Origin of the sequence: Ligilactobacillus sp. Marseille-Q7487, from assembly GCF_949152225.1 — a bacterium.
Taxonomy (GTDB): Bacteria; Bacillota; Bacilli; order Lactobacillales; family Lactobacillaceae; genus Ligilactobacillus.
Map to the genome: position 1 here is coordinate 1,522,505 of NZ_CASCJC010000001.1, position 14,241 is coordinate 1,536,745.

The following is a 14,241-nucleotide window of genomic DNA, read 5'->3' on the forward strand; positions in this document are numbered from 1 at the left end:
CTTAAAACATCCTTTTTAGTCTCTTCTAAATAAATCCCTCGTATAAACTTTAACCTCTACATCATCTAGGCAACTATCATATCGATTGGCAATGATCGCATCACATTGTTTTTTGAAAGTCGTTAAGTCATTGACAACTTTACTTCCAAAAAATGTTGTTCCGTTTTCTAGCGTTGGTTCATAAACGATGACTTGTGCGCCTTTGGCCTTAATTCGCTTCATCACACCTTGAATCGAACTCTGGCGGAAATTATCGGAATTAGATTTCATTGTTAAACGATAGACACCAATAACAACTTCTTTTTCTGCATCTTGTGCCCATGAACTATTATCTGAATAGTATCCGGCTTTTTTCAAAACTTGATCAGCAATGAAATCTTTTCTAGTGCGGTTTGATTCAACAATCGCTTCAATCAATTCTTCCGGTACATCTTGATAGTTAGCCAATAATTGCTTGGTATCTTTAGGTAAGCAATAGCCCCCGTAACCAAAAGATGGATTATTATAATGATCACCAATCCGTGGATCTAAACATACCCCATTAATAATTTGTTTAGTATCTAGTCCTTTAAGTTCGGCATATGTATCTAATTCATTGAAGTAAGATACACGCAAGGCTAAGTAAGTATTGGCAAATAACTTAACTGCTTCTGCTTCAGTAAAGCCCATTACTAATGTTTCAATCTCTTCTTTAAGAGCCCCTTCTTGTAGCAATTGGGCAAATTGTTTAGCTTTAGCAGTTAAGTTTTCATCAGCTAAATCAGTCCCCACAATAATTCGTGATGGATATAAATTATCGTATAAAGCCTTAGATTCACGTAAGAATTCTGGACTAAAGATAATATTTTGACTTCCTGTTTTTTCACGAATCATCTTGGTATACCCAACTGGAATCGTTGATTTAATAACCATAATTGCATTAGGATTATATTCCATCACTAATTTAATAACAGCTTCAACGGCTGATGTATCAAAAAAGTTCTTTTGACTATCATAATTAGTTGGCGCTGCAATAACAACGAATTCAGCATCCTGATAAGCTGCTTTAGCATCTAAAGTAGCGGTCAAGTTTAATTGCTTTTCAGCTAAGTATTTTTCAATATATTCATCTTGAATCGGTGATTTTTTATTATTAATTAATTCAACCTTTTCTGGCACAATATCAACAGCATAAACTTCATGTTTTTGTGCTAATAAGGTTGCGATTGATAGACCAACATAACCGGTCCCAGCAACTGCGATTTTCATAAGAAAACTCCCATTTCATCTTTACATATAATATTTCTTATACCACTCCGCAAACTTTCTCAAGCCTTCACGTAATGGTGTTTGTGGCTTAAAGCCGTAATCTCTTTCAAGAGGAGTAGTATCTGCATAAGTTACAGGCACATCTCCCGGCTGCATTGCCACCAATTCTTTATGAGCTTCAAAATCATAATCTTTTGGCAAAACTTCTGCTCTAATCAACTCTTCTTGTAAAATTTGGACAAAATCTAATAGATTTTCTGGATGATTATTTCCTATGTTATAAACTGCATATGGTGGAATTGGTAGTCCATCTTCTCCATTCTTCTTTTCGGGTGCTCCTTGCATCACACGAATAACACCTTCGACAATATCGTCAATATAAGTAAAGTCTCGTTTACAATTGCCATAATTAAAGATTTGAATTTTTTCACCTTTAATTAATTTATTTGTAAACCCAAAGTATGCCATATCTGGCCGTCCGGCTGGTCCATAAACCGTAAAGAAACGTAGGCCAGTTGCCGGAATATTATAAAGTTTTGCATAAGAATGCGCCATTAACTCATTAGATTTTTTAGTGGCTGCATATAATGAAACTGGATTATCAACTTGATCATCCGTTGAATAAGGTACCTTCTTATTAGAGCCATATACCGAAGAACTCGAAGCATAAACTAAATGTTTAACTTCATGATGACGACAACCTTCTAAGATATTATAAAAGCCAATTAAATTTGCCTCAACATAAGCATCTGGATTAATAATCGAATATCTTACGCCAGCTTGCGCTCCTAAGTTAACAACAATTTCTGGTTGATATTCTTCAAAAATTCGTTCGATAACTTGCTTATCAGCTAAATCTCCTTTAATAAAATAAAAATTGCTAAATTCTTCTAGTTCTTTTAACCGTGCGTTTTTTAAATTAACATCATAATAGTCATTTAAGTTATCAATTCCAACAACTGCTTTAACCTTAAAATCTTGTAATAATCTTTTGGCTAAATTAGAACCAATAAACCCTGCTACACCTGTAACAAAGATTGTCTTATTATCTAAAGAAATCTTTTGCATCTTAATCAACCACCATTTTCGTATATTCTGTCAATCCGTCTAATAAACTATATTTAGGCGAGTATCCTAAAGTTTTCAAATTACTAATATCAGCTACAGAATCTTTAATATCTCCCGTGCGAGCTTCTTTGTATTCTACATTTAACTTTTTATCCATCGCTTTTTCAAAAGCATAAATAACATCATTAAGTTCACTACTTACACCTGTTGCGACATTATAGACGTCCCAACAGGCTTCTTTTGTTTTTAATAAAAGATCTAAAACATTAATCACATCTTTAACATAAACGAAGTCACGAGTTTGTTTACCATCACCGTATAAAGTAAATGTTTTATCTCGGACTAAACAATTTTGGATAATTGATAAGACGCCTGAATAAGGTGAATTAGGATTTTGTTTTGGTCCATAAACATTAAAGAAACGTGTTGCTACTGTTGGAATGTTATATAAGCGTCCGTAAGTTAAAACATACCGTTCACTTGCAAATTTATCAATTGCATAAGGAGTTAACGGACAGATGGGAGAAGTTTCTTTCTTAGGGAGTTCGGGATCATCGCCGTAAACAGCTGCTGATGAAGCAAAAATAATTTTTTTAACAGGAATTCCATATTTTCGAATTGTTTCTAAAATATGGATATTAGCCTCTTGATTAACAAGATGGGTATCATATGGTCTTGCAACAGAGTCAGCTACACTAGCTATAGCAGCTAATAAAACGATATAGTCAAAACGTTCCTTTAATAACAATTTAGTCATAAAATCATAATTAGTTATGGATTCATTATAAAATGTACATTTATCTTCTGGTAAGTCTTCGATGTTTCTTAAAAGCCCCATTGATAAATCATCAACAATTACAACTTCATTACCTTCTTCGACTACCTTGTATGCAAAATTCGAACCAATAAAGCCCGCTCCGCCTGTAATTAAATATTTTGCCATTCCGTATATCCCTCGTTTCACATATACATCAATTTCTCAAAAAAACCACAAAATCAAAAGCTGATTTATCTAGGCAAAATACTGACTAAATAAATCGTTTCTCAATCTTGCGGTTTTGTATATTTCTCTTTACTTATGACGGGCCGACTAGAGACGACCGTTTCTATGTAACGAATTACTTTCATTGTATCTTCCTCAAATCTTTTATCTCAAAAGTTTATTTTTCAATGAATAAAACTTACCTATTATTCTAACTTTTTTTGCAATTTTTGTAAACCGCTAATTCTACTTATAAAGTTAGCGCTTTTAAAATAATCAAAGTTTTTTATAATAAAATTAATGAATATTTTCTTAGGAGTGATTATCTTGGTTAAAACCAATATTTTATCGCCCATTCCTGACGAAGAATGGCCTTGGATTAAACGTTTTTTCATCGATCAAAAAATAAAAACATGGCAGGCTTGGTATAAACATGACTTATTCGATATCTTCAACTATACTCGTCTATCTCTTGATTCTGTCTATGAGATTCAATGGCGCTTAGCTGAAACCGTCCCTCACTTGCATCGCATCGATTTAAATAATCTTAGCGATATCAAACAAGCCAGCATGCCTTATCTGCCTAGCATTCACAATTACCATAAGCACTGGTTTGAAGACTTGCCTTATCAGATTCTAGTAAGAAACTTCCGTAAGTACTATGACTTAGAAACAGAAATAGGTAAGGCTAAGATCAAAACTATCAGTCAATTACGCAGCTTTTTGCAACAAACACACTCATTTCTTCCTTATTATAGGGATTTTTATCATCAAGTTACTAGCGAACTTAATTTATTTATGGGAAAAAAGATTACTTCTTTTAGTCAGCTTACTGAAATTGTTCCTGAATTGACTTGGCAAAACTACTTTTCACATATCAATCTCAATCAGCTATTAACAGCAGCCCTTAGTTTAAAGAATTTCAAGGCTTTAAAAGCTGAGCTCTACGCTAAAAAAATTATTACTAATGAAGATCTATTGAGCTTTGATTTTAACAATCAGATACTGACAATATGTCTTAATCGCAAATATTATACTACCTGCATTCTTAAGCCAAAACACCTAGCCTTGCCTTCAACTACTAATCCTGTCTTGGCAGACATCTATACTTGTTTATTAAAATACTTGTTGTTTCCTTTTACACATCAACAAGTCGTGACGCTTTATCATCAAAACTATCATATTTTGGCCAACTTATTGTCTTTACCGCTTAAGCAGGTTTTACAACAAGAATATCTTTTTGAACCGACTGTTATTCACAAGTTTGACTCTGTGCATAATTTAACACTAGAGCAGTTCTTACAGTATGCATTGTCTTCACAGATTCCTAATTTTTCGCCTCAGACCTTGCGTAGTATCTTTTGTGGCTTAGATTATCTGTGGCTAGCACAAAACAAGTCTAAAAATGTAATCGTAATCAATTTTTAACATAAATGACTTATAAAAAAATAATTTGCCCATTCTTTATATAATGTGCTTTGTTAACCGGTTAATAATTTTAATAATTAAGAAGGCAAAATTATGATTAATATTACAACAGATTTAGCCAACCTCGTTGACACAGCATTAGTAGACGAAGAGGCTGGTATTAGCAAGCAAACACTTTTAATTATCGATTGTCGTGCTCTTAACAAATCAACGGCCAAGTCGTTATTAATTCAAAGCGACGGACGGATGCTTGTTTCTAATAAAGAGACTGCTCGCCTAATCAACCAATTTTTAGACCGTCAACCAATCGGCTTACTACTCGCTAAAAGCGTCTTAAATTTACTAAAAATCAACGCTAAAGTAGCAGTTCCTTATGTCTTTGGCTCTACCATTCTCTTACCATTAGGAGGATATACTAGACACTCGACTAGTTGGATAATGTTGGGTAATGTCTTTGATCTTAACTTTTCAAACAGCACTACCTTATGCTTGACTGCTAAAGAAACAAAACAATCCTATCTGATCGAAGCTAATAAAACTTCTTTTTTGACTAACTTTAAAAATGCACTAGAGATTCATGATGTCTTACAAGCTCTAAGTACCGAAATGTTAAAGCAATGTCCAATAAAACAAGACTTACCTCCACAACTTTTGCGTTGGAGCTTAGATAATCAACCATCTGTTTCACTACATGCATTCATGCACTCATGGCTGTTAACCATAACTAAAGCCGTCTATCGCAGTAGTGGAGATAATCTGTCAGATGAATACTTAACAGAAATCTGTCATGAAATAGTTAAGTTATATGATAAATTAAATTAAATTAAAGAAAAACTGGTTAGGCATAGGCTTAACCAGTTTTTTATACTAAAAAACCGTGGCACCCACTGGATACCACGGCTGTTTAGAGCGTTATTCTTTTGTACTAATCTTGATCTTCATCAAACAAAACAGTTTCTTGTTCATCAATATATGAAGCAGATACAGGCTTAGCATAAATCTGATCACCAGATTTATCAGCAAACATATTCAAACTCGCAATCTTTTGCATGGCTTGTTGTACTGCTGCTTTATCCAAATCAGAATCAACATAATTGAGCTTTAGATGGTGTACGCTACCTTTAACACTAGAACGAAATCCTAAATCTAAAATCTTCATAATCTTTTTCCTCCTTTAAAATTATTCTTCTACATCAGCTGCTAAAGTTTCAACTGTGGTCGTTGTTACATTGATTGTTTCTTGACCAGTCAACTCAGCGATTATTTCGGCAAAAGCTAAAACATTGTCATCGCTAGCTCCTTCAACAACATTGTTGTAAGAACGTTTACGACTATTGTCTGCGTCCACCTTTGATTCAATACTGATTGTTGTCTTATTCCAAGCTTTACTCATTGTAATTAGCTCCCTTCTTGTTTTAAGTTTCTGTTCTTAGGCCTTTGAACATTATCTATCTTAAAACTTAGGCAAGTCTTTTTTGAGATGCATCAAACACTAATTTCCCTGCATCACTAATATTAAAAGCTTAAAAAACGCTAATTTTAAAGGATTTAGGTAAGGTGTAAGCAAAAAGGTAGTTAAAAAATTTTTGTACAAAAAAACACCCCCCTAAGAGGATGTTTTAGATATATGCTATTTTACATCAAGTTTTTCATTTTCAATCAATTGTTTTTCGTAAATCTTCAAGAATGGATAATAAATCAACATATCAATAATAATCAAGACTACAATCAAAACACTAGCCTTAATATCTAAGGTTGCAAAGAATGCCCCAAAAATTGACGGCATGTTCCACGAAACCATCGAAAATGTCTTAGCGATCATCCCAATATCCATCAATATATACGTAATAATTGCATTTACGGTTGGTGCTAACAAGAACGGAATAAAGAACAATGGATTAAGCATCAATGGCACCCCAAAGATAATCGGTTCTGAAATCCCAAATAAAGCCGGTAAAAAGCCCAAACGTCCTACGACATTCAATTGTTTAATTTTAGAAACTGATAATAGTATCGTCAACCCTAAGACCGCACCTGCTCCGCCGATAATAATAAAGTAGACATAATAAGAAGTCGTAAAGATATATGGTACTTGTTGACCGGCTAAATGCGCCGAAGCATTCACAGACAAGTTACCATCACGCAACGGTCCCAAGATTCCAGCCAAAGCAGCATCGTGAATTCCAAAGAACCAGAAGAAATGAACTATTAAAGAGATTAAAATAACAGAAGGTAGACTATCCGCTAATTTAAAAGCTGGTGAAATTGCACTAAAGAACCATTCTGGCATACTTTGTCCTGTTGTTTTAAAGAGAGCATAGATAATAGTGTAAAGTAAAATCAACACCATTCCTGGTACCATCGAAGCAAAAACCGCAGATAGACTCGTTGGTACACTATCAGGCAATTTGATTCTCCCAAAGTTCTTTTGAATCATCAAACGGTATAACTCACCAGTCACAATCGCAATCAACATTGCTGGAATAATTCCTTTACCATCAATGTAGGTAAAGTTTAAAGTATTAGCTTCAAATGTCATTTTAACAGGGAAAGTCACTAACACCATAAACCCTACTAATGACAATAACATCGGAATGATTGTATCAATTTTATAGGATTTAACTAAAAAGTGTGTTAAAGCTAAACAAATATATAATGACATCGCCCCAAGCGTAAAAGCATACAACCAGTTTAGTAATACACCATTACTTTCGGCAAAATTTTGCCACATCAACAAAAAGCCATTCGTCGTTTTTTCAGTCACAGGCGGTGACTTCAAGATTGCAAAAACCCCGCCCATCAAGTTAATTGCAAGTAAACTGATAAATGAATCTCTAATCGCTAACAAATGACGTTGATTTCCCATCTTGTTAGCCAACGGCATCACTTTAGCTTCAACCATGCTTCCAAACGCTTTAAAATTCATGCTACAAGCCCTCCTTATTCAAATCCCACATACTCAAATAATTCTTGTTATATTCTCGCTTGCTTTCAATCACTGCCCCATTTGTCTGGCATACTTTTTGATACCAGTAATAGGAAGCTTTCTTCTTTCTTTGACAACCATTTTCAAAATCAACCGCCACTAAACCATAGCGTTTTTCTGTACCATTTTTCCAAGAGTATAAATCCATTGTCGACCAAACATAATAACCTCTAACATCGGCTCCATCTTTGATACTACGCATAATTGCATCAATGTGTTCACTTAAATAACTAATTCGGAAATCATCATTGATTTCTTCTTTAGTTACATCTTCATAAGCGCCAACCCCGTTTTCGGTAATATAAATTGGAACTTGATACTTTTCATACGCCATCATTATTCCATCGTATAACCCTTGCGGATAAATTTCGGTATCCCAATCCGTATATTCTGTGTCTGGTAAATCAAAAATCTGTTCAAACCAATCTTTAACAACAATCTTGCTAGTTCCTTTACCTGCTTTACCACTATTATTAATCTTTAAAATAGTTTCGCCACCTTGATACGGCGCAATCATTACGCGTGCGTAATAATTTAACCCGATAAAATCGACCGTATTTTTTTCAAAAACTGCTCGATCATTTGGTTCAATAAAATCTAGCTTGATTCCTGATGAGCTCAACTTAGTCAACAAATCTTCAGGAAAATAACCTAAGATAGCAGTATCTAAAATCCAGTTGTTGTAATAATTATCAGCATCTCTCATTGCTTGTCTTGTTGCAGGCGTATCATCAATGCCATAAATTGGGCCATAACTATGTACTACACCTATTTGTCCTGATAAATGTAAACTATGATAAAGTTCAACAGCTCGTGCATTAGCTAACATCATATTATATGCAGCTTGTGCTGTTTTTTGAGCATCATTTAATCCTGGTGGGTAATTGCCAATAAAATATCCACTAAATACGTAGTAACGTGGTTCATTAAATGTTGCCCATAATTTGACCTTAGCACCATACTCTGCAAAAAGTACTCGGCAGTAATCAACATAATGCGTGATTGTTTCACGATTCAACCAACCACCTAATTTTTCTAGATAATCTGGTAAATCCCAATGAAAAATCGTAATTAATGGTTCGATACCAGCTTTTAAACATTCATCGATTACATCATGATAAAACTTGATTCCTTTAGGATTCAATGTTCCTTGCAAATCCGTTATTATTCGATTCCAAGAAATCGAAAAACGATATGTTTTTTGGCCACATTCTTTCATCAAAGTGATATCTTCACGATAGCGATGATAAAAATCAGATGCTACATCACCGTTTTCTAAGTTATTTTCGTGCAGATATACATCCCACAATGAAGGAGTTCTGCCGTCTTCATTCCATGCACCTTCACATTGATATGAAGCCGTAGCACTTCCCCACAAAAAGTCTTTTTTCATACGCTCACTCCTTTTAATACAAAAACTAATAAAAAATACTACTTTTGTATTTTAACATACAACTTGAGTTTTAAAAACACATAAATTCGCCTTTTTGTTGTTTTTAAACCTAAAAATCGATTAAATATATAATTTTATTGTTTTTGTTTACGTTTTCTTTCTTAACATTCGTGTTTAATGTTTGTATTTTTTAGAAGAAATTTTACGAATATACAGATTTTACCTTTCCGTGCTAAAATTAATATTAGAAATTACACAGACGAGGAGTAACAAAATGAAAAAGGAATCTAAAGTGCAGTTAGCATATGACTATATTTTCAAGCTTATTAAAAAAGGTATTATTCCATTTGAAAAGAAATTACCCACAGAAGACGAACTAGCACAAACCTTAAACGTCAGTCGTGTTACGATTCGCAAAGCTTTAGATATTTTAAAAGAAGATGGTTATGTTAAAGGACGACGTGGTCAAGGGAATTTCGTCATTAAAAATATTCACGAAAAAAAGACCGTCTCTCTTGTAGCCGGTCAAAATCCTTTATATTCTTCATTACTAACTAAAATTGACAATATCGACTTTTCTTTTAGTAGCGATTTTAGTAATGAACATGATAAATCCGCCCTCGAAATGGATTCAAGTGTCGTTATTCGTGCAACACGCTGGTATCAAAATAATCACCAAAATGTTGCTGTTTGCCACACAATTTTAGATCCTACCTTCTTTGAAGATAAAGAATTGGATTTTGCTAATTGCGAACAAAAACAAGTTCTTGCTTACTTAGAGGAACAACTTTATCAAGATATTACTACTAGTCATCTTGAAGTTTTATTCGTGCATGTTGCATCTGAAGAATTTGAACAACCTATTTTCAACTCAACTCCTGAACAATTTATCTTATTGCGTGAACAACTAACCAATTCTAATGGTAAATATATTTGCGAAAATAAGTTTTACCTTCCCCTAACTCAAGCACGCATCCGTCTATCTTTGACAAAATAAAAGGGTGGCTGATAATCTCAGTCACCCTTTTATTCTTTTAATTTTAAACAACCTAATTAGATTTCTACACTAACTAGACTAAATCATTTATTCACACCCTTAACTCCTACATATTCTTGAATAATCAATCTTCACTATAAATCATAGCTCCAATACTTTTATTGCACTTAATACCTAGTTATTTTACTAAATAAAAAAGAACAGTAATTAACCATTACTGTCCTGACTTTTTAGAACCAATTTTAACTAACTTCAAACACCAACTCATGCATAAATATCCCAACAAACAGCCTAGCGAATTATGGATCATGTCGTCCCACTCAAACCAACCGCGTTTAAAGATTAACTGGCTAAACTCAATGGTCGCAGAAAACACTAAGCCCGCTAGCCAAGCAGTCTTCCAGGTTATCTTGTCTTTAAATGCCCATGGTAACAATAGCCCCATTGGAAACAACAAGGCAACATTTAAGAGATTTTCTAATAATAGCCACTTGTTATGATTTACAATGACTGCTCGCCACGACCAAAACGGCACCAACTCATAGATACGGACTGTACTAATCCGAGTTAAAACCGTCGAAGCATAGACAATCGCCATGAAATCAAATAAAACTAAACCCGCAAACATTTGTACAAGTGTAATTTTGTTTTGCTTAACTAAATAAGCTAAGATGATTGCAAGAATCGTCAAACAAACCATAAACGCCAAAGTCTCCCTCAAACTCCACGGTTTATTGTATGTGCGTACCAGTTGAAAGATATCCATCTTATCCCAACCTTCTTATAATTTTCGTTCAATTATACTCCGTGAACTACTCACCACTTAGCTAAACCTAACGGTTCTTAACGCTTGAAGTGGGAGTTTCTTGGGAAGAGAGCATACTTGATAGCGTATTTCTTTACTAACAGCGGTGTCTCTTATTTACCAAGCTATCCCCGTAGTTCCTACGGTTCTTGATTATATCTAAGCTAACGCTTGTATTCTTAGACCTTCGGTAAGAATATTGATACTAGCATTGATATCTCGGTCGTGATGAGCATGACAAATAGGGCAAGTCCATTCTCGAATTTCGAAAGATTTCTTGCCGTCTTGATGTCCGCACTCTGAACAAATTTGACTTGATGGAAACCATTTATCTATCTTAATGATTTTACGTCCATACCAGTCAGCTTTGTATTGTAATTTCGTTACAAAACTAGACCATGACACATCAGAAATACTTTTCGCTAGTTTATGATTACGCAACATACCTTTTGTGTTTAAGTCTTCAATACAGATAATATCGTGATTTTTGATAATTTCTGTACTCAACTTATTTAGAAAGTCGTTACGCTGATTCATTACTTTTTCATGTAGTCGTGCTACTTTTCGTTTTTGTTTTTGGTAGTTTTTGGCTTCAAAAAGATTGATGGCTTTCTTTTTAGCTAGTAATGCACGCCTTGACAGTTTACGTTGTTCACGTTTGAGTTTCTTTTCCATTTTTGACGTGAATCGATTATTATCAATTTTTTGACCGTTAGAAAGAATGGCAAAATCAGTCATACCAAGGTCAATTCCGATAGCAGAATTAGTTTTAGGAAGCTCAATTATTTCTTCTTTACACAATAAGGAAATATAATATTTACCACTTGAATGACGTGATATTGTGGCAGATTTAATCATTCCTTTAGGTTGTCTATGAAGCTTAATTTTGACTAAAGACTTCAACTTAGGAATTTTGATAAATTTATTATCAATCAAAGCTACTGTTCCTTTTTGATTATTAGTCGTATAACTTTGAACTGGATTCTTCTTACTTTTGAATCGAGGAAATCCAACGGATTTATCTCTAAAGAAATTCTTATATGCTTTATCTAAATTGAGCTGGGCATTAGCTAGAGCAAGGCTGTCCACTTCTTTCAAAAATGAAAATTCTTCCTTGTATTTAGCAGGCGTTGGAAATTTCATTTTTTTAGAAGGATTCTTTTTAGTTTCTTCATAAGCTTTCATCCGGTCATTAAGCATTAGATTGTAGACCTTACGGACACAACCAAAAGATTTAGCAAAGAAAATTTCTTGTTCTTCTGTTGGATATAATCTGAATTTATATGCTTTTAGTCGTTCCACAAGGTTCACCTGCTTTCTATTTATGATTGTTTCCTTGATTCTGAATGTATTTCTTTATAACGTCAATTGGTGCTCCACCCGTAGTCAAAAGACAGAAACTTTTAGACCAGAACATTTCTTTCCAAAGAAACTGTTTGACTCTTGGGAAGTCTCGTTTTATCAAACGTGAGCTGGCACTTTTATAAGCATTGATAAACTTTGTCAGCTCTGTTTTAGGTTGTGCTTTGAACATAATATGAACATAGTCTTTATCATGATTCCACTCAATTAGAGTAATATGATACGACTCTGCAATTCGTACAAAAGTTGTTTTAGCAAATTCAGATATTTCATCGTCAATCACCTGTCTACGGTATTTAGTTACTAGTACAAGATGATAATAGAGAAGAAACACTGAATGATTATTAGTATCTAGTTCCATGTTATATCAACTCACTTCTTATATAGACTGATTGTAACATAGGACAAAATAAAAAGGCAATATGCCTTGTATGTCGGCATTCATCACCCACCTATAGAGGATGGGCGACTTCTGCCTAAATTAAGTTAAAATTAATTTTTTGAATATAACTTATTTTTTATAACTTTTTAAACTTGTGCAATTGTTCACATTTACATAGTAAACAAAACTAGTATTATCTTGCTTTTCGATGTATAATAACTTTGATATATATACTACTGGAGGTTAATTGCATGGGGCAACAAAATAATAATCGACTCTCAATCATAGCCTTGATTATTTTGGTATTATTCATTGGATTGATAATGTTTTTCTTTTTCCGTGGTCATTCACCATTTGATAATTCAGCTACCGCCCAAAAACAAGAATATGAGCAACAACGTGCTATCGCTCAGAAAAAATACGGCAAGGACGTAGATAGTTCAGATGAAAAAAGTAGTAGCTCTGAGACCGAATCTACTACAAATTCATCATCTTCTAGTAGCAAAGATGAAACTACTACAGAAAGTTCTCAAGCTTCATCTGAAAGTAGCTCAACTAAAAAAGCAACTACTAAAGATGAAGATTACGAGTCTTATGTCGTCAAATCTGGTGATACTCTTTCAGCTATCGCCAGCAAATATAACACAACAGTTGATGAGTTAACCACTCTCAATAAATTAGAGTCTAAAACCATTTCTGTTGGCCAAACACTTAAAGTTCCAACTACACAAAACACAGCTAATCAATAATAAAAAGTCCCCCCATTGGTTGAACATTCAAACCAATAGGGGGATTCTTATTGTTTTTAAAATAGCCAAAATTTCTTCTTTTTAGTTGGTAGTGTATAGCCTTTTGCCACGACTCTTTCACCGTTTAACAAATCTTCTGCTGTCTGTTCAAACAGTATCGCTTTTTGCTCACCAAAATCTTTTGCAATCTGATCTAACGCTTCATGCATCAAGATTCCACGACCTTTCATCGCATGTGCATCTGAGCCTAGCACTTGAACTAAATTATTTTTTACCATTTGATAGGAAACTTCTGCAACTTGTTCGCCAAAGCCTCCTAAATAACTTGTGGCTGTCACCTGTGCTAATGCTCCGTTTGCAATAAAGTCATACAACAAGCTCAAGTCTTTTTGAAAATCACTATTACGTTCCGGATGAACGATTATTGGTGTTGTGCCTAGACTTTTTAACTTGAAAAACAATTGCTTAGCATAAGCCGGTACACTTCCATGAGGAAATTCAATTAGCATATAATGTTTATCTTCATCAACACCCAACAAGTCCGCATAACGTTGATCTAAATCACCATTAATATGAACTTCTTGACTTGCAAAAACAGTTAACGGAATCTGTGCTTGGTCTAACGCGACTTGTAATTTTTCAGTTACTTCATTTACTTGTTTAGCATGATTTACATATTGTTTATCCAAATGATGTGGCGTTGCCAAAATATGTGTTACTCCGTCTTTCACCGCTTCTCTTGCCAAAGATAACGACTGTTCCAAATCTTTTGGACCATCATCTAATCCTGGTAAAATATGGCAATGAATGTCCACAATTTTTTCAAATTCCATCGCTTATC

At 34.1% G+C, this 14,241-nt stretch carries 15 protein-coding genes; 4 read left to right on the forward strand and 11 right to left on the reverse strand.

Going from position 1 to position 14,241, the window contains the following annotated elements:
- Positions 1 to 15: 15 nt before the first annotated feature.
- Genes QM017_RS07615 through QM017_RS07625 form a run of 3 tightly spaced genes read right to left on the reverse strand, consistent with a single transcriptional unit; the run spans position 16 to position 3,259 of the window.
- A complete protein-coding gene (locus tag QM017_RS07615) occupies positions 16 to 1,248 on the reverse strand; it encodes a nucleotide sugar dehydrogenase (protein WP_282709357.1) in 1,233 nt (410 codons plus the stop codon).
- Between the two features lie 21 nt (positions 1,249 to 1,269).
- A complete protein-coding gene (locus tag QM017_RS07620; protein ID WP_282709359.1) occupies positions 1,270 to 2,316 on the reverse strand; it encodes an NAD-dependent epimerase/dehydratase family protein in 1,047 nt (348 codons plus the stop codon).
- Position 2,317: 1 nt separating this feature from the next.
- On the reverse strand, positions 2,318 to 3,259 hold the full coding sequence (locus QM017_RS07625) for a GDP-mannose 4,6-dehydratase (protein WP_178196848.1): 942 nt from the start codon (positions 3,257 to 3,259) through the stop codon (positions 2,318 to 2,320).
- Positions 3,260 to 3,625: 366 nt separating this feature from the next.
- Between QM017_RS07625 and QM017_RS07630 the strand changes: the two genes are divergently transcribed.
- Together QM017_RS07630 and QM017_RS07635 are read left to right on the forward strand one after the other, a co-directional pair.
- Positions 3,626 to 4,726, forward strand: coding sequence for a hypothetical protein (locus QM017_RS07630; protein ID WP_282709360.1), 1,101 nt, complete (start codon positions 3,626 to 3,628; stop codon positions 4,724 to 4,726).
- Between the two features lie 93 nt (positions 4,727 to 4,819).
- Complete coding sequence (locus tag QM017_RS07635; RefSeq protein ID WP_282709361.1) at positions 4,820 to 5,548, forward strand: hypothetical protein; 729 nt, start codon at positions 4,820 to 4,822, stop codon at positions 5,546 to 5,548.
- Positions 5,549 to 5,651: 103 nt separating this feature from the next.
- Here the strand turns inward: QM017_RS07635 and QM017_RS07640 are convergent, their stop codons facing one another.
- From QM017_RS07640 to QM017_RS07655, 4 genes are all read right to left on the reverse strand, one after another.
- Positions 5,652 to 5,885: a DUF2922 domain-containing protein gene (locus QM017_RS07640; RefSeq protein ID WP_282709362.1), complete on the reverse strand. Its 234-nt coding sequence runs from the start codon at positions 5,883 to 5,885 to the stop codon at positions 5,652 to 5,654.
- 21 nt (positions 5,886 to 5,906) lie between these two features.
- The gene (locus QM017_RS07645) at positions 5,907 to 6,119 is read right to left on the reverse strand and encodes a hypothetical protein (RefSeq protein WP_282709363.1); all 213 of its coding nucleotides are present in this window, start codon (positions 6,117 to 6,119) and stop codon (positions 5,907 to 5,909) included.
- Positions 6,120 to 6,356: 237 nt separating this feature from the next.
- Positions 6,357 to 7,652 (reverse strand): PTS transporter subunit EIIC, encoded by a 1,296-nt coding sequence (locus tag QM017_RS07650; protein WP_282709365.1) that lies wholly within the window; start codon positions 7,650 to 7,652, stop codon positions 6,357 to 6,359.
- A gap of 1 nt (position 7,653) precedes the next feature.
- Complete coding sequence (locus tag QM017_RS07655; RefSeq protein WP_282709366.1) at positions 7,654 to 9,105, reverse strand: glycoside hydrolase family 1 protein; 1,452 nt, start codon at positions 9,103 to 9,105, stop codon at positions 7,654 to 7,656.
- A gap of 274 nt (positions 9,106 to 9,379) precedes the next feature.
- Between QM017_RS07655 and QM017_RS07660 the strand changes: the two genes are divergently transcribed.
- Entirely contained in the window at positions 9,380 to 10,102 is a 723-nt protein-coding gene (locus QM017_RS07660) for a GntR family transcriptional regulator (protein ID WP_178196835.1), read from the forward strand.
- A 214-nt stretch (positions 10,103 to 10,316) separates the two neighbouring features.
- Here the strand turns inward: QM017_RS07660 and QM017_RS07665 are convergent, their stop codons facing one another.
- The 3 genes from QM017_RS07665 to tnpA all read right to left on the reverse strand — a co-directional run bounded on the left by QM017_RS07665 (position 10,317) and on the right by tnpA (position 12,630).
- On the reverse strand, positions 10,317 to 10,802 hold the full coding sequence (locus tag QM017_RS07665) for a VanZ family protein (RefSeq protein ID WP_282709579.1): 486 nt from the start codon (positions 10,800 to 10,802) through the stop codon (positions 10,317 to 10,319).
- A 264-nt stretch (positions 10,803 to 11,066) separates the two neighbouring features.
- Entirely contained in the window at positions 11,067 to 12,209 is a 1,143-nt protein-coding gene (gene tnpB, locus QM017_RS07670; RefSeq protein WP_282709367.1) for an IS200/IS605 family element RNA-guided endonuclease TnpB, read from the reverse strand.
- A 16-nt stretch (positions 12,210 to 12,225) separates the two neighbouring features.
- A complete protein-coding gene (gene tnpA, locus QM017_RS07675; protein ID WP_282709368.1) occupies positions 12,226 to 12,630 on the reverse strand; it encodes an IS200/IS605 family transposase in 405 nt (134 codons plus the stop codon).
- A 272-nt stretch (positions 12,631 to 12,902) separates the two neighbouring features.
- On the opposite strand from tnpA, the gene QM017_RS07680 reads away from it, so the two are divergent.
- The gene (locus QM017_RS07680; protein WP_282709369.1) at positions 12,903 to 13,400 is read left to right on the forward strand and encodes a LysM peptidoglycan-binding domain-containing protein; all 498 of its coding nucleotides are present in this window, start codon (positions 12,903 to 12,905) and stop codon (positions 13,398 to 13,400) included.
- Positions 13,401 to 13,456: 56 nt separating this feature from the next.
- Here the strand turns inward: QM017_RS07680 and QM017_RS07685 are convergent, their stop codons facing one another.
- A complete protein-coding gene (locus QM017_RS07685) occupies positions 13,457 to 14,233 on the reverse strand; it encodes a CpsB/CapC family capsule biosynthesis tyrosine phosphatase (RefSeq protein ID WP_178196303.1) in 777 nt (258 codons plus the stop codon).
- Between the last annotated feature and the right edge of the window lie 8 nt (positions 14,234 to 14,241).